14 protein-coding genes are annotated in these 18,370 nt (G+C 70.5%); 9 read left to right on the forward strand and 5 right to left on the reverse strand.

Translation table 11 applies throughout. The features are described 5' to 3' along the window. The first annotated feature begins 47 nt into the window (after positions 1 to 47). Entirely contained in the window at positions 48 to 377 is a 330-nt protein-coding gene (locus P3102_RS13855) for a YnfA family protein (protein WP_276369490.1), read from the forward strand. Between the two features lie 34 nt (positions 378 to 411). Here the strand turns inward: P3102_RS13855 and P3102_RS13860 are convergent, their stop codons facing one another. Beyond that, positions 412 to 2,376, reverse strand: a complete 1,965-nt coding sequence (locus P3102_RS13860) for an AarF/UbiB family protein (protein ID WP_276369491.1) — start codon at positions 2,374 to 2,376, stop codon at positions 412 to 414. Positions 2,377 to 2,389: 13 nt separating this feature from the next. Continuing rightward, positions 2,390 to 3,607, reverse strand: a complete 1,218-nt coding sequence (locus P3102_RS13865; protein WP_276369493.1) for an MFS transporter — start codon at positions 3,605 to 3,607, stop codon at positions 2,390 to 2,392. Between the two features lie 89 nt (positions 3,608 to 3,696). On the opposite strand from P3102_RS13865, the gene P3102_RS13870 reads away from it, so the two are divergent. The 3 genes from P3102_RS13870 to P3102_RS13880 are packed head-to-tail and all read left to right on the forward strand — an operon-like array spanning position 3,697 to position 6,155. Continuing rightward, complete coding sequence (locus P3102_RS13870) at positions 3,697 to 4,266, forward strand: TetR/AcrR family transcriptional regulator (protein WP_276369494.1); 570 nt, start codon at positions 3,697 to 3,699, stop codon at positions 4,264 to 4,266. A gap of 9 nt (positions 4,267 to 4,275) precedes the next feature. Then, positions 4,276 to 5,505 carry a histidine kinase gene (locus tag P3102_RS13875; protein ID WP_276369496.1) on the forward strand — a complete coding sequence of 410 codons (1,230 nt, stop codon included), beginning with the start codon at positions 4,276 to 4,278 and terminating at the stop codon, positions 5,503 to 5,505. Next, a complete protein-coding gene (locus P3102_RS13880; protein ID WP_276371164.1) occupies positions 5,502 to 6,155 on the forward strand; it encodes a response regulator transcription factor in 654 nt (217 codons plus the stop codon). Before P3102_RS13875 ends, P3102_RS13880 begins: the two co-directional genes overlap by 4 nt. Positions 6,156 to 6,365: 210 nt before the next feature. On the opposite strand, the gene P3102_RS13885 is transcribed toward P3102_RS13880, so the two are convergent. Together P3102_RS13885 and P3102_RS13890 are read right to left on the reverse strand one after the other, a co-directional pair. Beyond that, positions 6,366 to 8,048: a GGDEF domain-containing protein gene (locus tag P3102_RS13885; protein ID WP_276369498.1), complete on the reverse strand. Its 1,683-nt coding sequence runs from the start codon at positions 8,046 to 8,048 to the stop codon at positions 6,366 to 6,368. Positions 8,049 to 8,120: 72 nt separating this feature from the next. After that, positions 8,121 to 9,248: a lycopene cyclase family protein gene (locus P3102_RS13890; RefSeq protein ID WP_276369500.1), complete on the reverse strand. Its 1,128-nt coding sequence runs from the start codon at positions 9,246 to 9,248 to the stop codon at positions 8,121 to 8,123. A gap of 41 nt (positions 9,249 to 9,289) precedes the next feature. On the opposite strand from P3102_RS13890, the gene dgt reads away from it, so the two are divergent. From dgt to P3102_RS13915, 5 genes are all read left to right on the forward strand, one after another. Continuing rightward, positions 9,290 to 10,852 (forward strand): dGTP triphosphohydrolase, encoded by a 1,563-nt coding sequence (gene dgt, locus P3102_RS13895; RefSeq protein ID WP_276369502.1) that lies wholly within the window; start codon positions 9,290 to 9,292, stop codon positions 10,850 to 10,852. A gap of 213 nt (positions 10,853 to 11,065) precedes the next feature. Further along, positions 11,066 to 13,945, forward strand: coding sequence for a S8 family serine peptidase (locus P3102_RS13900; protein WP_276371166.1), 2,880 nt, complete (start codon positions 11,066 to 11,068; stop codon positions 13,943 to 13,945). A gap of 241 nt (positions 13,946 to 14,186) precedes the next feature. Continuing rightward, a complete protein-coding gene (locus P3102_RS13905; RefSeq protein ID WP_276369504.1) occupies positions 14,187 to 14,855 on the forward strand; it encodes an acVLRF1 family peptidyl-tRNA hydrolase in 669 nt (222 codons plus the stop codon). Positions 14,856 to 14,998: 143 nt separating this feature from the next. Next, entirely contained in the window at positions 14,999 to 16,627 is a 1,629-nt protein-coding gene (locus tag P3102_RS13910) for an ABC-F family ATP-binding cassette domain-containing protein (RefSeq protein ID WP_276369506.1), read from the forward strand. A 178-nt stretch (positions 16,628 to 16,805) separates the two neighbouring features. Beyond that, positions 16,806 to 17,015, forward strand: a complete 210-nt coding sequence (locus P3102_RS13915) for a helix-turn-helix domain-containing protein (RefSeq protein WP_003071237.1) — start codon at positions 16,806 to 16,808, stop codon at positions 17,013 to 17,015. On the opposite strand, the gene P3102_RS13920 is transcribed toward P3102_RS13915, so the two are convergent. Next, entirely contained in the window at positions 17,016 to 18,317 is a 1,302-nt protein-coding gene (locus tag P3102_RS13920) for a glycosyltransferase 87 family protein (protein WP_276369508.1), read from the reverse strand. It lies immediately after the preceding gene. Between the last annotated feature and the right edge of the window lie 53 nt (positions 18,318 to 18,370).

The raw sequence follows: 18,370 nt of genomic DNA on the forward strand, positions 1-18,370 counted from the left end.
CAGATACACCTTCGCCGAACCGCGTCGCGCCGCAATAGGCTGCCAGGATGATCGCCCGGTCCATCGCGCTCTTCGCTCTCGCCGCCCTGCTGGAGATCGGTGGCGCCTGGCTGATCTGGCAAGGCGTCCGTGAGCATCGCGGCTACCTCTGGATCGGCGCGGGCGTAGTGGCGCTCGGCCTCTACGGTTTCGTCGCGACGCTCCAGCCCGACGCGAACTTCGGCCGCATCCTCGCCGCGTACGGCGGAGTGTTCGTCGCGGGTTCGCTGGCGTGGGGGATGGTCGCCGACGGCTACCGGCCGGATCGCTACGACGTCGTCGGCGCGTTGATCTGCCTGGCCGGAGTCGGCGTCATCATGTACGCGCCCCGAGGGTGATCTCTCACCGGAGGTTTCCCTCGGCGGGGGTGCTTCATCGGGACGATCGTGAGCGTTGTCCGGTCCGCCGGAAAACGACGAAGAGCAGCCGCAATCCCACCAGTGCGCTGACCACCAGCAGGTTGTAGCCGAACATCTGGTGCAGCGTGACCCCTGGCAGCATTTCCGGGCCGGTCGCGCTGCCCAGCAGCAGTACGGCCATCAGCCCGGTGGCCGCGCCGACGAACGCCAGCAGGACTTCGTGCACCAGTCCGGTGACCACGTCGCGGTCGCGTTCGTCGGAGAACAGCCGGACGTTGACCGAAAGCCTGCCCTGTTCCAGCGCGTTGCCGATCCGGTCGACGCGGCGGGGCAGCCGCCGCAGCACCGGCAGGAGCGCCATCAGTTCGTTGGTGGCCGTGGAGCGCAACGACTCCGGCCGCAGTCCGGCACCGACCTGTTCGGCGGCGTAGGCGCGGGATTCGACGACGATGTCGAACCCCGGAGCCAGCGCGGCCAGCGTTCCCTCCAGCGTGGCCAGTGCGCGGAACACCGCGGCGATCGGCGGGGGCACGCTGAGCCGGAAGTCGGCGATCACCCGGAACAGGTCGGTGAACATGTCCAGATCCGGGGCTTGGCCGTGGTTGAAATGCTTGGCCACCAACGCTCCCAGTGCCCGCTCCAGCCGTCGTTCTTCGATCTCGTCCGGCCGGTCGACGATCTCCAGCAGTCCGTCCCGCAACGCGGCGGGGTCGCCGCGGTCGAGGGCGAGGATGAGGTTCTGCAATCCGGCCCGCAGGCCCGAGTCGAGCCGTCCGACGGAGCCGAAGTCGAGCAAGCCCAGCCTGCCGTCGGTGAGCAGCAGGACGTTGCCGGGATGCGGGTCGGCGTGGAAGACGCCACTGCCCATCACCTGGCCGAGCACGCAACGCAGCATCGACCGCGCGAGCTGGGCCCGTTCCGCGGCCGGGACCTGTTCCCTGGCGGCGGCCAGCGGTCTGCCGTCGAGCCGCCGCATCACCAGGACACGTTCGGTGGACAGTTCCTTGTGGACGGTCGGAAGGACGACTTCGGTGCCGGGGGAGGCCGCGGCGACCGCTTCGATGTTCCTTGCCTCCGTGCGGAAATCGAGTTCTTCGAGCAGTGCGTCGGCGAATCCTTCAGCGAGGTCGACCACGCCGAGCGAACGTGCCCAGCCCGCGCGCCGGTCCAGCGCGGCCGCCACCCGGCGGACGATGTCGAGATCCCGGTCGACCAGCGCCTGCACGCCGGGCCGCTGCACCTTGACCACCACGTCCTGCCCGCCGCGCAGTTTCGCGCGGTAGACCTGCGCGATCGACGCGGCCGCGATCGGTTCCGGGTCGAATGCGGCGAAGATCTCGTGCGGGTCGCCGCCCAGTTCCTCCCGCAGCACCGTCGCGACCTCGTCGGCGTCGGCGAACGCGACCTGGTCCTGGAGTTTGGCGAGTTCGTCGATGAACACCGGCGGCAGCAGATCGGAGCGCGTCGACAGCAGTTGGCCGAGCTTCACGAACGTCACGCCGCCCTCTTCCAGCGCCCGCCGCAGGGAGCGCGCGAGTTTGGCGTGCCGGACCTGCGCGAGGCCGGGTTCACGGCGGCCGGTGAGGTACCGGCCGAGACCGTGTTTGATCGCGATCCGGGTGATCTGCGAGTAGCGCCGCGTCCGGGCCGCACGGCGGCGCACCGACCGGATCCGGCCGATCAGCCCGAGCCCCGAACCCGCGGGAACGACGAACTCCGCGACGAACAGGAAGATCAGCGTCGCCAGGAACGCGCCACCCGCCACCGGGACGACCAGCCCGGCGAAGGCGCCACCCGCGTACATCGGGGTGGGGAACGCGCTGACGATGCCGCCCGCGACGAGCCAGCCGAAGCCGGCGGCGCAGAACGCGCGGACCACGCCGATCCGCACACCCAGCACGCGGCGGGCGGCGACCACGAGCGGCCACAGCATCAGCGCGTAGACGGGCAGGGTGAGCAGACCGAGCACCAGGTTCATGCCGAAGAGCACATCACGCGCGGTCCGCGTGCAATTCCCGCTCCGGCGGGACGGTACTCACCCTTGAGAGGGAGCGGAGCCCGAAGTTGTACGTCGTGGTCGCCTCCCGCGGCGCGAACAGGACGCCGAGAACGGCGATCGCCGCCGCCGCGAGGAAGCCGGCACGGAGGTCGACGAGATCGCCGAGGAGGCCGATGAGCGGTGCGCCGGCCGCCTGGCCGAGCGCCAGCATCAGGAAGGCCACGCCGACACCGAACGCGGGCGCTGTCGGATAGGCCCTTGTGCCCCACAGGATCAACACGCCGGTCAGTCCGATGTAGACGGCACCGAAGAGCGCGGCCGCGACGACGAGCGCCGGGAGAGATCGGGTGGCGAGCGCGAAGAGCGCGGTGGCGACGGCGAACAGGACCATTCCCGCCGACCAGGCCCGGCGCAGTCCCGCCCGCGACGTCAGCTCGGCGGTGAACGCGCCTGCCAGGCCGACCGCCCCGAGCACGATCCACACCACCGTGGAGGCGGTCTCGCCGAGCCCGCCGACGCTGACGGCGATGTCGCGGCCGAAGGTCCAGATCGCCGCGCTGGCCAGGCCGAGCGTGGCGGCGGCGGGCAGCAGCCGTCCGGTGGCGGGCGGCAACAGCGGCGACGGCAGGCCACGGGCACGGTCGTCCTTGACCGGCGGCACCACCCGGGCGATCCACAAGGTCACCAGCGCCGAGGCCGCGGCGAAGGCCCACCAGGCCATTCGCCAGTCGCCGATGGCCAGCAACGAGACCGGACCGGAGATCAGCACGCCGAGCCCGGTCCCCGCGTTCACCACGGATTGGGCGCGGTCGCGGCGGGTCACCCGGACGACGCGTGCGACCGCGTCGGCGAGCGAGGGGGAGGCCAGGCCGGTGCTGGCCCCGGCGAGAACGACGCCGAGCGCGAGGATGGCGGCGTTCGGCGCGGACGCGATCAGGGCGGTCCCGGCGGTGGCGGCCGTCCCGGCGGCGAGCGCGCCCGCCCGCGCCCCCCAACGGGTGGTCACGGCGGTCGAGGCGACGACGGCGAGGCAGTACGCGACATAACTCCCCGCCGCGATGGCGCCGAGTGTGCCGCCGTCGAGGCCGAACTCCGTCCGGAGGGTCGGCGCGAAGAGGCCGTAGGCGTACCTCGCGAGGCCGTAGGAGACCGCGATCAGCGACAACCCGGCCGCGGTCAGGGTCAGCTCGCGTTTGTGCGAAGAAACCATCAGCTCTCCTCCAGAGGTATACCGATCGGTATACCTCTGGAGTGTTCCCGCATTTCGCGCCCAGGTCAACCGATCGGTATAGTCGCGGCATGCTGACTCCGGCAGGCGAGCGTGTGCTGAGTGCCGCGACCGAGCTCTTCTATCGGGAGGGCCTGAACGCGGTGGGTGTCGCGGCCGTGGCCGAGGCGGCCGGCGTCACGAAGAAGACGCTGTACGCGTGCTTCGGGTCGAAGACGGAGCTCACGGTCGCGTACCTGCGGCGTCGGCACGACGTCTGGTGGGCGTACCTCGAAGAGCGGCTGGCCGCGGCCGATCGTCCTCGGGCACTGACCGTCTTCGATGCCTACGTCGATCACCCCAAGCTCGGCAGCGACCGCGGTTGCGCGTTCCTCAACGCGGCGGCCGAACTGCCCGCCGGTCATCCCGGGTTCGACGTGATCCGGCGGCACAAGGCCGCCGTACGGGCGAAGTTCGCCGAACTCATCCGTGAGGACGCACCGGAGGCGGACGATCCGGAGAGGCTCGCGGAGCAGCTTTTCCTTCTCGTCGAGGGCGCTGTCGCGCACACCGCGATCGACGGGGACGCGCATCGGGTCACCCTCGCGAGGGAGATCGCGGAGATACTGATGCGGGATCCGGCCGCGGCCGGCACGCGCTAGAAAGAGCGCATGCGACTTTTCGGCCCGCTCGTGGACCGGGCGACCTACCGCAGGTGGGTCTACTTCATCCTCGGTGGCGCCCTGAGCGTGCCGTATCTGCTCTTCGCCGCCATCGTGGTGCCGTCGCTGCTGCCTCTCGTCGTGACGGCGGAGCGCGGGCTCGTCATCGCGGCGATCACCCTCGTCCTGGTGATCGTCGCGTCGTCGTTCATCCCCGCCGTCCGGGTGCTGGAGGGCGCGGCCGTCCGGGAGCTGCTGGACGATCCCGTGCCGGGAGTGACGTTCGGGCCCGCGGGGAACTGGCCCGTCCGGCTGCGGTCGACGGCGATGTACCTGCTGCACGTGGGCACCGGTTGCGCCGTCAGCCTGGCGAGCCTGTTCGTCCCGGTCGGTTTCGGGTTCACGATCGCGGCCCCGTTCACCGGCCGGATCGCACTGTCCACAGCGGATCCGATCGTGGTGCCGAAGGGCTGGGCGGGCGCGTGGATCCCGGTGGCGTTCCTGCTCGGCGTCGTGGCGCTGGCCTACGTGGTGTGGGGAGCGGGCGCGGTACTGACCCGCTGCGCCAAGAGCCTGCTGGGGATCTCCGCCGCGGAACGGATCGCGCAGCTGGAAAAGCGCACCGAACAGCTCGCCGAACGCAACCGGCTGGCGCGGGAACTGCACGACTCGGTCGGACACGCGCTCAGTGTCGTGACCATCCAGGCCGGGGCGGCGCGCCGGACCCTGCGGACCGATCCCGGCTTCACCGAACAGGCGCTCACCGCGATCGAGGACTCGGCACGGGCCGCGCTGGACGATCTCGACCACGTGCTCGGACTGCTGCGCGACGAGGCGTCGTCACGGGCGCCGCAAGCAGGGCTGGCGGAGTTGCCCGCGCTGGTCGAGGCCACGCGGCTGGCGGGCGCCGAAGTGACCGCGGAGGTGCGGGGCGAACCGGCCTCGGTGCCGCCTGTCGTCTCGCGCGAGGCGTACCGGATCTTGCAGGAATGCCTGACGAACGCGCTGCGGCACGCCGGTAAGGTGCCGGTGACGGTCCTCGTCGACGCCGGAGCGGAGCTCTTGCGGTTGCGGGTGGCCAACCCGCTCGGCACCGCGGCGCCGTCGCGGGACGGGGGCGGCCGAGGGCTACGGGGAATGACGGAACGCGTGGAAGTGCTCGGGGGCACGATCACCGCGGGGCGCGCGGACGAATACTGGAGGGTCGAGGTGGCGGTGCCATGGGGGAAGCGGCGATGAGCATCGGGGTGCTGCTGGTCGACGACGAGCAGCTCATCCGGGCGGGGCTGCGGGCGATCGTCGCCTCCGAGCCGGACCTGGAGGTCGTGGGCGAAGCGGCTGACGGGGCCGAGGTGCCGGGACTGGTCTCGCGGTTCCGGCCGGACGTCGTGCTGATGGACGTCCGGATGCCTTCGGTCGACGGGATCCGCGCGACCGCGCATCTCCTGTCCACCATGGACAACCCGCCGAAGGTGATCGTGGTGACCACCTTCGAGAACGACGACTACGTCTACGACGCCCTGCTCGCCGGTGCCAGCGGGTTCTTGCTCAAGCGGGCCCGGCCCGAGGAGATCGTCACGGCGATCCGGACGGTGGCGGCGGGGGAGTCGCTGCTGTTCCCGGCCGCGATCCGGCGGCTGGCCGCGCAGCGGGCGAACCGGGGGCCGCAGGACGGTCTCGCCCGTGCCGGGCTCACCGAACGCGAACGCGAGGTGCTGCGGCTGATGGCGGGCGGACTGTCCAATGTGGAGATCGCGGGCGAGCTGTACCTCGGCGTGCAGACGGTGAAGACACACGTCGGGAACGTGCTCGCGAAACTCGGCGCGAGGGATCGGACGCAGGCCGTGATCAAGGCCTACGACACCGGCTTCGTCACACCGGCGGGCTGAACGCGGCAGGGCTCCCGGTGGGATATCGACGGCACTCGTCTCCTGCTGGGGTCGGGCACGTCGGAACGGCGCGGGGCGCCGCCGGCGAGGTCGACGAACGCTTCTCGGCCTACCACGCCGCCTACGCCCTCTGTCTCTCCCGCAATTCGTCATCTCCTTGCGATGATCCCCGCGCGGACCATCGCAAGGAGATGACGAATCGCGACGGGGTCAGAAGCCGGCGGCACGTTGCGCGGGAAGGCCGCGCGTCGGGATCCCGCGCAACACCTCGACGCGGTCCGAACCCGGCCGTCCGAGCACCCAGCTCGACCCGGGAACCTCCTTGGCGCGTTTCTTCAGCGGCGCCAAGAGCCGGGAAGCGTCCTTGTAGGACCCGATCGCGCCGTGCCCGCACACCAGGGTCGCCAGGGAAACCGTCACCGGCAGCCCGTCGGCCGACCACGGCGTGTCCAGCAGTGCCGCGGCCACCGTGCCGATCTCGTCGACGTCGCAGGCGATCAGGAAGTCGTCCCCGCCGACGTGGCTGACGCGCATCCGGCGCAGCCGGGCCTCGAGATCGGTGAGGGTCCGGCCGAGCGTGCGGATCAGGTCGTCGCCCGCGGCGAACCCGGCGGTGTCGTTGACCGTCTTGAACGAGTCGACGTCCAGCCACGCCGCGACGAACGGCTCCCGCGCGTTGATCCGGCGATCGACGTCCCTGGCGACGGCGTCGCTGCCGGGCAGCCGGGTCAGCGGGCTCAACGAGACCGCCTCCTCGACCTTCGCCTCCGCGACCCCGCGGACGACCTCGTTCACCAGCACCACACCGACACACCGGCCGCGGTCGTCGACCACCACGACGTCGTCACCGGTCCGGCCCCAGTCCGCGTCGGTGACCAGTTCGAGGAATTCGAGCGCGCTCGCGTCGGCGTGGATCGTGTGCGGCCGGTCGGCGAGCCGCGACGCCTGCCGTTTGGCGTGCAGGGCGTGGCCGTACAACCCGGTGACCGCGAGCAGGAACCGCGTCCGGTCGATCGACCACTGTGGACGGTGCCGGTCGTCGATGCCGACGATGCCGCTCGGCCCGTCGGCGGCGGCCAGCACCTCGCGCACGTCGTCACAGGTCGCGTCCTCCGGCAGCGTGGTCGCGGGCCGGAGGAAGTCACCGACGCGGCGGGCGCGGGCGGTGCCGGGGACCAGCGGACCGGGCGCGTCCGGCGCGGGCAGCGGCGCGTGGTCGCCGTCCGGCGGGGCGAGCAGGTTGCCCTGCGCGATGCGCACGCCGAGCCGCCGGGCGGACTCCAGCTGGTCGGTGGTCTCGAGCCCGGTCGCGACCAGGCGGTTGTCGGTGCGGGACGCGAAATGCAGCACCGCTTCGACCACCGCGACGGCGGCCGGGTCGTGCGGCAGGCCGCGCAGCACGCTGCGGTCCAGTTTCACCAGGTCCACCGGCGCCGAAGCGAGCAGGGTGAGCGGGAGGTCGCCGCGGCCGAGGCCGTCGAGCGCGAGCCGGAACCCGAGGTCGGTGAGCCGCCGCATACCGGTGAGCAGCAGGTCGGCGGGGATCTGCGTGAACGGCGGCCCGATCTCCAGCACGACGTCCCTGGTCCGGCGGCCCGCCAGGCCGAGCGCCTCGGTCAGCGGGTCGAAGTGGGCAGGCGGTGCGGCCACCGTCCGTGCGGACAGGTTCAGGTGCAGGGGGAGGGCGGCCTGCGGCTCGCGCAGCTGCCGGACGGCCTCGGCGGCCAGCCCGACGTCGACCTCGGCCAGCCTGCCGCTGCGCCGGGCGTCGGCGAGCAGTTCGTGGGCGGTGCCGCGGCCCGGCCGTGCCAAGGCCTCGAACGCGACGACGCCACCGGTGTGCAGGCTGTACAACGGCTGGTAAGCGAAGCGGACAGCGATCTGCAACGTCACAAGCGCATGTTCGCGGGTGCCGGAAGGAAACGAAATACGTGTCGACTGATGTTCATCGTGCAGGCACCCGGGTTACCTAGAACGGCGTAACGCACGCCACCCGATCAGGTGTTTTCTCACTTGCCATGGTGACAATCGGAAAAATGCCGACATCGCTTCGACGGTACCCGGAAGATCTTCACGACCGCTGGTGAAGGCCCGCTGGAGCGGGGTGGGCAACGTGAAGAACAGATCGAAGAACACCGGTACCGATTCGGACGGCATCCCGCACAGCGCGCGCAACCCGTGTCGCCGCAACCCGTGCACGGTACGCGCCGAGGACGGCCACAGCGCCCGGTGCGCCGCCGTCGCGACCGCGGCGGGCCCTCGGTCCCAGGCCAGGGCGACGGCGTCGGCCACCGGCTCCGCGAGCCGCACCGACGTCGCGACGCTGTACCCGGTCGCCGGGTGCACCAGCCCGGCGGCGGCACCGAAGGGCACCGTCCGGCCGCGCCGGGGCACCGGCACGTCGAGCACGATCCGCACGCGCTCCTCGCGCCCGCGTGACGTCAGCCCCACGGCCTCGAGCCGGGCGCGCAACCGTGCCGCCAGTACTTCCAGCGGCAGACCGGGTTTGCGGGCCAGCGAGGTCTCTTCGACCAGGACGGAGCCGTCACCGAGCGGCAGCACGTACAGGAATCCGGACTCGGTCTCCCGCCAGTCCATGAACACGGCGGTGTCCGGGCCGTCGACCAGCCGCAGCGCGTCCTCGGCCGCGAGGACGGCACCGAACGCCGTCTGTTCGTACCGGTTGCCCCGCGGCCGGGCACCGGAGGCGTCGACATAGAGACCTGTCGCGAGGACCCTGCCGCCATCGAGGCGCACTGTCGACCCCCGAGCGCCGTGGTCCACACCGGACACGGTCCCGGTGACGACGTCGTAGCCACCGTCCAGCCACGTGCGCAGGCCGGCGTTGTCCAGCACCAGGTACTGCCGATCGAGCACATGCGGCCGGGTCCCGAAGGCCAAGGTGGCCGAAGGCGCACAGGCGACGGCGCTTTCCGGCAGCGCGGGCAGCTCGTCGGCCCACAGGCCGTAGGTCGCCCGCCAGCGCCTGCCCGGCGCCGGGTCGATCAGGGTCGTCTCCAGGCCACGCCGGGCACAGGCACGTGCGAGCGCTCGCCCGGCCGGGCCCCCGCCCGCGATCACTACGTCCGCCACCTGGGCAGTGTCTCAAAGCCGCGCCGGATACGGTGTGCCGCATGGAACAGACGGACCCGAGGGCATGGCGGCGCGACCCGGAGAACGCGAACGCCGGGTTCAGCGATCTCGCCACGAGCCCGTTCCGGATCGACCGGGACCGGATCGCCGCCTCGCCGTTCTTCGCCCGGCTCGGCGGCGTGACCCAGGTCGTCAGCGCCGGGGGCGCCGGGTTGCTGCACAACCGGCTCACGCACAGCCTCAAGGTCGCCCAGGTCGCGCGCGCCATCGCCGAGCGGATCAACGCGAGCGGCGATTCCGCCGAACTCGCCGCGAAGCTGGGTGGCTGCGATCCGGACGTCGCCGAGGCCGCCGCGCTCGCGCACGACCTGGGGCATCCGCCGTTCGGCCATCTCGGCGAGCAGACCCTGGACCGGATCGCCCGCCACCGCTTCGGTCTCGCGGACGGCTTCGAAGGCAACGCGCAGTCGTTCCGCATCATCACCACCACCGACGTGCGCGGCCCGTCGGCTTCCGGGCTCGATCTCACCACGGCGGTGCGCGCCGCGGTGCTGAAGTACCCGTGGGCGCGGTTGCACGTGCCCGATCCGCATCCGACCTCGATGCCCGTCCAGCCGCGCGGCGCGGCCGAACCGGCCGACGCCCCCGGCACCGGCGCGAGCAAGTTTTCCGCCTACAGCACCGAACTCGACGACTTCACGCAGGCGCGGGCCCCGTTCGACGGCCGCATCGAACCGTGGCAGCAGACCGTCGAAGCGTCCGTGATGGACACCGCGGACGACATCGCCTATGCCATCCACGACCTCCAGGACTTCCACCGGATCGGTGTACTGCAGCACGCGCCGGTCGCGGCCGAGTTCGCCGGTTGGGTCGACCACGCGCTGGAACTGGCCGGATTGGACGACGCGACCTTGACCGCCGAACGGCGGCTTCCCGGCCGTTCGCTGGAACGGCTGCGCCGCCGGATGCACGCCAAGGACGGCTGGATCGTCGACGACGACGCCTTCACCAGCGCCGTGGCCCGTGTCCGCGCCGAACTCGTCGACGGCCTGCTGGCCACCGGGTTCGACGGTTCCATCGAGGCGGAGCAGGCCACCGCCGCCTTCTCCGCGAAGTGGACCGCGCGGCTCGTCGACGGGGTGCAGGTGGTCGCGTCGCCTTCGGCCCGCACGGGGCACCTCACCCTGCGGCCCGCGCAGTGGCACGAGGTGCAGGTGCTGAAGTTCGTGCACCGGCAATTCGTGTTGCTACGCCCGGAATTGGCGCTGCACCAGCGCGGGCAGGCGAGCCTGGTGACCACCCTGGTCGACGCGCTCGACGCCTGGCTGCTCGACCGGGACGAGTTCTACCGGCTACCGCGACGGTTGCACGACTTGGTCGAGTTGGCGCGGTCCGAGTTCTCCACACTGGCGCGGACGTCGCCGGAACTGCTCATCGGGGCGACCGGGGAACCGGTCACCGGTGCCGACGCCGTGCGCGGTCTGGCACGAGGACGGGCGGTCGTGGACTTCGTGGCATCGCTGACGGACAAGCAGGCGGTGACCCTTTTGGACGGCTTGTCCGGCCGTGCTTCGCAGCCCTGGTCGGATTCGTTCGTCCTGTAGCGACGCGATTACCCTGAACGGCCCACGGCCCGCGCCCGAATCCGGAGAATCTCCCGCCGACGTCACCCGAACGGCTCCTGCCGCCGGCGCACGCTCGGTACTTAGGTTGATCGAGCCGGTGATCGCCGGCGTCGGTCAGCGTGAGTCGGGGCACGCGCCCAGGAATCGGAGGCGCACGTGCGTCCAACCCGTTCTAGCAGGAGAAGAAGAACGATCCTGACCGCGGGCACCGCTGCCCTCGTCACCGCGCTGGGCCTGGTGAGCCCGCCCGTCGCGGTGGCGGAAAGCGGCTCGTCCCCGGACGCGTTCTCGGCGAACACCGTCCGGCAGATCGAGGCCCTGCAGTCGATCAAGAAGAGCCAGCACATCGGTGAGTCCAAAGTGGACAGCCGATTGCTCGTCGAACAGAAACTCCGCGCTCAGCGGATGCCGGCTTCCGCGGTTCCCGCACTGGGGTCTGGGGCGAACGTCTCCGCGGCCGGCACCGTACTCGTGGACATCCGGGGCCAGGTCTCGGAAGAACTCCTCAAGGGACTGCGTGAATCCGGTGCGGGAATTCGCGCGGTGTCGCAGCGCTACGGCAGTGTGCGTGCCGAGGTTCCGCTGAACGCGGTCCCGGCGATCGCGGGCCGCGCCGACGTCAAGAAGGTCGAGACCGCCAACGAGGCGTTCACCGCCCGGCAGCTCGCCGAGCCCGCCACCGCGGGCAAACGGGAGGGCAAGGAACAGAAGGCCGTCCGGATCGCCGACGAGCTGAAGAAAGCCCTCGACGCCAAGGGACGGCCCGGCATCGCGGCAGGACCGCTCACCAGCGAGGGCGACCGCGCGCACAACGCCGACACCGCCCGACAGCAGTTCGGCGTCACCGGGGTGGGCACCAAGATCTGCGCGCTGTCCGACGGCATCGACTCGCTCGCGACGTCACAAGCGCGCGGCGAACTCCCGGCGGGCGTCGATGTGATCCCCGGCCAGGAAGGTGACGGCGACGAGGGCACCGCGATGCTCGAGATCATCCACGATCTCGCGCCGAACGCGTCGCTCGGTTTCGCCAGCGCGTTCAACTCCGACGCCGGTTTCGCCGACAACATCCGCAAGCTGCGGTTCGACGCGGGGTGCGACGTCATCGTCGACGACGTCCTGTACTTCAAGGAATCGCCGTTCCAGGACTGGATCATCGCCCAGGCCGTGAACGACGTGACCGCCGATGGTGCGCTCTACTTCTCCTCCGCGGGTAACGAGGGCAACGTCGCCGACGGCACCTCGGGCCACTGGGAAGGCGACTTCGTCGACTCCGGCAAGGGCGTCGGCAAGTTCGCCGGTACCGCGCACGATTTCGCCGGTGCCGCGGGCAACCAGATCTTCGAGCCGATTTCGGACGCCTCCTCGGCGCGGATTCCGGTCACGCTGTTCTGGTCGGACCCGCTGGGCGCCTCGAACAACGACTACGACCTGTACCTGCTGAACGCGGCGGGCGACGTCGTGGACTTCAGCCAGGACAACCAGACCGGCACCCAGGACGCCTACGAGCGGGTGGACACGCCCGCCGCCGGCGGCATCGGGCTCCGGCTGGCCATCGTCAAGTTCTCCGGTGAAGGCCGTTACCTTTCGCTTTCCGCTCTGCGGGGCCGTTTCTCCGACTCGGCCGATGGTCTCAAGGCCTACACCAGCCCTGGCGTGACCGTGGGCCACTCGGCCGCGCGGGACGCGTTCAGCGTCGCGGCGGCCCCGGCGGCCAAGGCGTTCCCGCGTGCGCTCGAACCGGGCGACCCGGCCAACCCGGCGGGCCCGTTCCCCGGTGCCTTCGGCGCCGCCACGAAGGTCGAACGGTTCACTTCGGACGGTCCGCGGCGAATGTTCTACCAGGCCGACGGCACGCCGATCACCCCGGGCAACGTGTCCGGGACCGGTGGTGAGGTCCGCGCCAAGCCGGACATCACCGCGGCCGACGGCGTCTCCACCAGCGTCACCGGCTTCACCACCTTCTACGGTACGTCGGCCGCCGCCCCGCACGCCGCCGCGATCGCGGGCCTGGTGCTTTCGGGCAATCCGGGGCTGCCCCCGGCCGACGTACGCGAGGCGCTCGTCAACACCGCCGTCGACATCCTGACCCCGGGCCGCGACAACTCCAGCGGCGCGGGCGTCATCCTCGCCGACAAGGTGCTCGCCTACACCGGTGCCAGCCCGCAACCGCTCGCGTCTGCGGGCCGGCCGACGGTCACCCCGGCCGACGGCGGCTCCGCGCTCGACCCGGGCGACACCGCCAAGGTGACCCTGCCGGTGACCAACCGCGGCGACGGCACCGCGACGTCCACCAGTGTCGTGCTCTCCAGCCCGACCCCCGGTGTCACGGTGGCGCCGCGGTCGAAGTCGTACGGCACGATCAGCCCCGGCCAGACCGGCGTGAACGACTTCACCATCACCGTTCCCGCCACGCAGGAACTCGGGGTGCCGGTGGTGCTGAACGCGCGCGTGACCTTCGCGGGTTCGTACTCGCCGACGACCTCCACGTTCTCGCTGCCCGTCGGCACCCCGTCGCCGGTGTCGCGCGACTTCGCCTACACCGGTGCCGCCCTGGCGATCCCGGACAGCGACCCGACCGGCGTGACCGTGCCGATCGAGGTGAGCGGGGTCGGGCGCGCGTCGAAGCTGACGTTCTCGGTGGACGGGGCGGTCTGCAACGCCGACCAGGCCTCGACGACGGTGGGCATCGACCACTCGTATGCCGGCGACCTGGTCGGCACGCTGACGTCACCCTCGGGTGCCAAGGCGACCGTGTTCCAGCGCAGCGGCGGCTCGGGCAACAACCTGTGCCAGGTCGTCTTCGCCGACAACGCGGCCACCGCGTTCAGCTCGGTGAGCGCGGCGAACGCGCCGTTCACCGGCACCTACAAGCCGGCGCAGCCGCTCGGGGGCCTGGCCGCCGGTACGGCCGACGGCATTTGGAAGTTCACCGCGGTGGACGTCGCCGGTGGCGACACCGGGTCGATCCGCTCGATCTCCTTGCACATCAACGGTTTCGTCCAGCCCGCCGCGGTTGAACGGCCCGCGGGCGTGGGGAGGTCGGTCGGACGTGGTCCGGTGAAGCCGGTCTAGTCCTTTTGTGTGAAGGCCCTCTTCCCTGGCTCAGCCGAGGGAAGGGGGCGTTCACGCGCGTTGGGCGCCACCGGCGCGAAGGCGTAACTCGCGTGCTTGAACGTGACACTCGCGTGCTTGGAGACGTAACTCGCGAGTTACGTCTCCAAGCACGCGAATGTCGTCTCCAAGCACGCGAGTTACGTCTCTGAGCACGTGAGTGCGGGGTTGCTGATCCGCTCGGGGCCCGTACGTTGGATCCATGGCGAAGGAGCGGCAGGTGGCGGGCGGGGGCCGGGCGGTCGAGGTCGCCCCGGACCGCCTCGAAGGCTGGTACGCCCGCTTCGCCGTCCGCAACGACGGCGTTCGCTCGACGGAACTCGCGGCGGACACCGTCACGGTCACCGCGGACAACGGCGTCGTCGCCGTCGCGAGCGTTCCGTTCGAACCGCTGAACGCCGAAGGAACCGTGCCAGGTCTCGCCGTCGGCCCGCTCATCGGGCACGCACTCCTCTCCCGACGGATCGCGCTCCTGCTGGTGCGCCGCGGCGGGCACAGTGTCGGGATCGCGCGCGGGGGAGTGGTCGTCCAGTCCAGGACGGACCGGCATCGGGTCCAAGGCCGGTCCGCGGCGGGTGGCTGGTCGCAGCAGCGATTCGCGCGGCGCAGGGAAGGACAAGCACGCACAGCGCTTCGGTCCGCCGCGGAGGACGCTTTCGACGTGCTCGTCCCGCAACTGTCCCGAGTGGACGCTGTGGTCCTCGGCGGCGACCGGCGGGCGCTGGAAACGCTCCGCGAGGACAGGCGGCTGGCACCGTTGTTCCAGCGTGCCGAACGCCGTGTGCTCGACATCGCCGAACCGCGCCGCACGGTGCTCGAAGACGCGGCCGAACGGGCGGTCGCGGTGGAGATCACCCTCTCCGGACCGTGACGTCGGGCACGGTGCGATAAAACCGTTCGACACCGGCCCGTACACTGATCGCGTGGACATCCTCTTGGAGTGAGCTCCTCGTCTGCCCGACGGCAGGCGAGTCGAAGCTGTCCGCTCATCCACCCCTTTCACCGGGAGTTCCCGTGATCACGGCCTCTGGCCTGCAGCTGCGTGCGGGTTCGCGCATTCTGCTCGACGACACCAACGTCCGCATCCAGCAGGGCGACCGCATCGGCCTGGTCGGCCGCAACGGCGCCGGCAAGACCACCTCGCTCAAGGTGCTGGCGGGGGAGGGCGAGCCGTATGCCGGGGAGGTCCGCCGCAGCGGCGAGCTCGGCTACCTGCCGCAGGACCCCCGCGAGGGTGACCTGTCCGTCACCGCGAAGGACCGCGTGCTCTCCGCGCGCGGCCTCGACGCCCTGCTGCGCAACATGGAAAAAGCGCAGACCGCGATGTCGGAGCTGGCGGACGAGAAGGAACGCGACAAGGCGGTCAACCGCTACAGTCGGCTCGAAGAGCGTTTCGCGTCCCTCGGTGGCTACGCCGCCGAGAGCGAGGCCGCGCGGATCTGTTCCAACCTCGGCCTCGCCGACAGGGTGCTGGAGCAGACGCTGCAGACGCTGTCGGGTGGTCAGCGCCGACGCGTGGAGCTCGCCCGGATCCTGTTCGCCGCCGCCGAAGCGGGCGCGGGCGGCAAATCCGAGACGATCCTGCTGCTCGACGAGCCCACCAACCACCTCGACGCCGACTCCGTCAACTGGCTCCGCGGCTTCCTGAAGCAGCACGACGGCGGCCTCGTGGTGATCAGCCACGATGTCGAACTGCTCGCGGACGTGGTCAACAAGGTGTGGTTCCTCGACGCGACCCGCGGCGAACTCGACCTGTACAACATGGGCTGGCAGCGCTACCTCGACGCGCGCGCCACCGACGAGAAGCGTCGCCGCCGTGAGCGCGCGAACGCCGAGAAGAAGGCGTCCGCGCTGCAGCAGCAGGCCGCGAAACTGGGTGCCAAGGCGACGAAGGCCGTGGCCGCCAAGAACATGGCCCGCCGCGCCGAGCAGATGCTGTCCGCGCTCGACGAGACCCGCCAAGCCGACAAGGTCGCCCGGATCAAGTTCCCCGAACCCGCGCCGTGCGGCCGGACCCCGCTCACCGCGGAGGGCCTTTCGAAGTCCTACGGTTCGCTCGAGATCTTCACCGGAGTCGACCTCGCCATCGATCGCGGCTCGAAGGTCGTCGTACTCGGATTGAACGGCGCGGGAAAGACGACTTTGCTCCGGCTGCTCGGCGGAATGGAAACTCCGGATACCGGGGAGACCATTCCAGGTCACGGATTGCGTTTGGGCTATTACGCACAGGAACACGAAACGCTCGACCATGACGCGTCCGTGTGGGAAAATATCCGGCACCTCGCCCCGGATACGGGTGCGCAAGAGTTGCGGAACCTTCTCGGGTCGTTCCTCTTCACCGGTGAGCAACTCGATCAGCCCGCCGGCACCCTCTCCGGCGGTGAGAAGACGAGGCTCGCGCTCGCCGGTCTGGTGTCCAGCGCTGCCAACGTTTTGCTGCTCGACGAGCCGACGAACAACCTCGACCCGGCCAGCCGTGCCCAGGTCCTCGACGCTTTGCGCAGCTTCGCCGGCGCCGTCGTCCTGGTGACGCACGACCCGGGCGCCGTCGAGGCACTGGAGCCGGAACGCGTGATCCTGCTGCCGGACGGAACCGAGGACCATTGGTCGGCGGATTATCTGGAACTTGTCCAGCTTGCGTGACGCCTGCGTCCGTTCGGGTGCTTGATCGATGCCATCCGGCCACTGAAATGGCCCAATGTGATCGCGGTTTCGCCAGTTTTGCGCTCGTCGTCTGGCATTCCGGCGCTCAGTGTTCGATCATTGCGGCGACAGGGGCCGTTATGTGGCCCAGAACACTCTCGGCGGGAAGGCGATCGACGTGGCTGATCTCAAGAAAGGCGCGCGGATCACCGGCAACACGCGTGACAAGCTGGCCGCTGACCTGAAGAAGAAATACGAGAAGGGCTCGAGCATCCGCGCCCTCGCGGAGTCCACGGGTCGCTCGTACGGGTTCGTGCACCGGGTTCTCTCGGAGTCCGGCGTCCAGCTGCGCGGCCGTGGCGGTGCCACCAGGGTCAAGAAGAAGTAGTCACGAGGAAGTAGCGGACTGCTGCGCGGGGGGCGCAGTTCCCTTTCCGGGGACCGCTGGTTCACGGCTTTCCGCGGCCAGGAAGGCCAGCCTGGCGCCGAGCAAAACCAGCGGATAAACCAGGTACCCGTACCTGGTCGCCGGAGTGAGCATGATGAGCGCGACGAGCCCGACGGCCATGCGCAGCAGCGCGTCCGAGCCGGTCGCGGGAGGACGGCGCAGCAGCCAGATCAGGATGGCGACGGCCGCGATCCCGAGCAGGGCGAAGGAAACCGCCGTGCCCACCGGGCCGAGCGAGGCGATGAGATGACCGGGCAACGGGCTCGCCGCCGGTGACTCGAGCACGCCGATTCCCAGCGGGAACCGGAAGACGTGCTCGACGAACGCCCGGGGGTCGACCAGGTAGACGGGTACGTGCAGGGCCAGGGTCGTCACCACGAGCGCCGCGGCGAATCCGGTCAGCGCGCGAGGACCACGCCGGGTGATCACCAGGACACCCAGCACCACGATCGCGGGCGCGACGATGAGTTTCGCGCTGATCACCAGTGCCAGCACCAGACCCGACAGCACCGCCCGGCCGGTCGTGGCCAGCGCGAAGGACAGCACCAGCAGGCCGGCGATGGCCAGATCCGGGCCGGCGACGGCCCAGGTCAGCGCCGTCAGCGGGCAGGCGAGCGCGAGTTGCGCCGCACTGACCGGTATTTTCGGCCACTTCAGCAGCCGCAGCGTCAGCAATACGCACGTGACGGCCGCCAGCGCGAACATCCAGCGCGCGTCGGTGAGGGCGTTCGCGATCGGTCCGCCGCCGAAAAAGGCGCGCGGCAGGCCGAAGACGGTCATCACCGGACCGTATGGCGTGTAATCGTTTACTTCCACCGCGCGACCGAGCGCGGTGACGTCGACGTACGGGGTTCCGTTCTCCAGAAGGAGTTTCGCCGACCGTTCGATCACCCAGACCTCGGGCTGGGCGGCCCACGAATTCGGCGTGACAAGCCAGTCCACTCCGGTCAGACGGCGAATGACGAGCATTCCCAACGGAAGGATCATCGCGAACAGGCCGATCGCCCCGATACCGAGCCACCGCGAACCGAGCGCGCCGGGCAGGCGTTCGCCGCGCCGGGCGGCGACCAGCAGCCAGCCGGAGTGGACTACGGCGAGACCGTAACCTGCTACAGCGAAATTTGCCCACACGCGATAGCCGTAGAATTCCGCGACGACCGTGTTCAGGACGGCGAAGACAAGGCAGCCCGTGTAGAACACCAGGTCCGTGGTCAGTCGTCGCCGGTCGGGGTCCATGGTCACCGGTTCAGGCTACCGACGCTGCCACGTCCGCCGGAAAGAGGACGCGGGAACCG

This window comes from Amycolatopsis sp. QT-25 (assembly GCF_029369745.1).
GTDB lineage: Bacteria > Actinomycetota > Actinomycetes > Mycobacteriales > Pseudonocardiaceae > Amycolatopsis.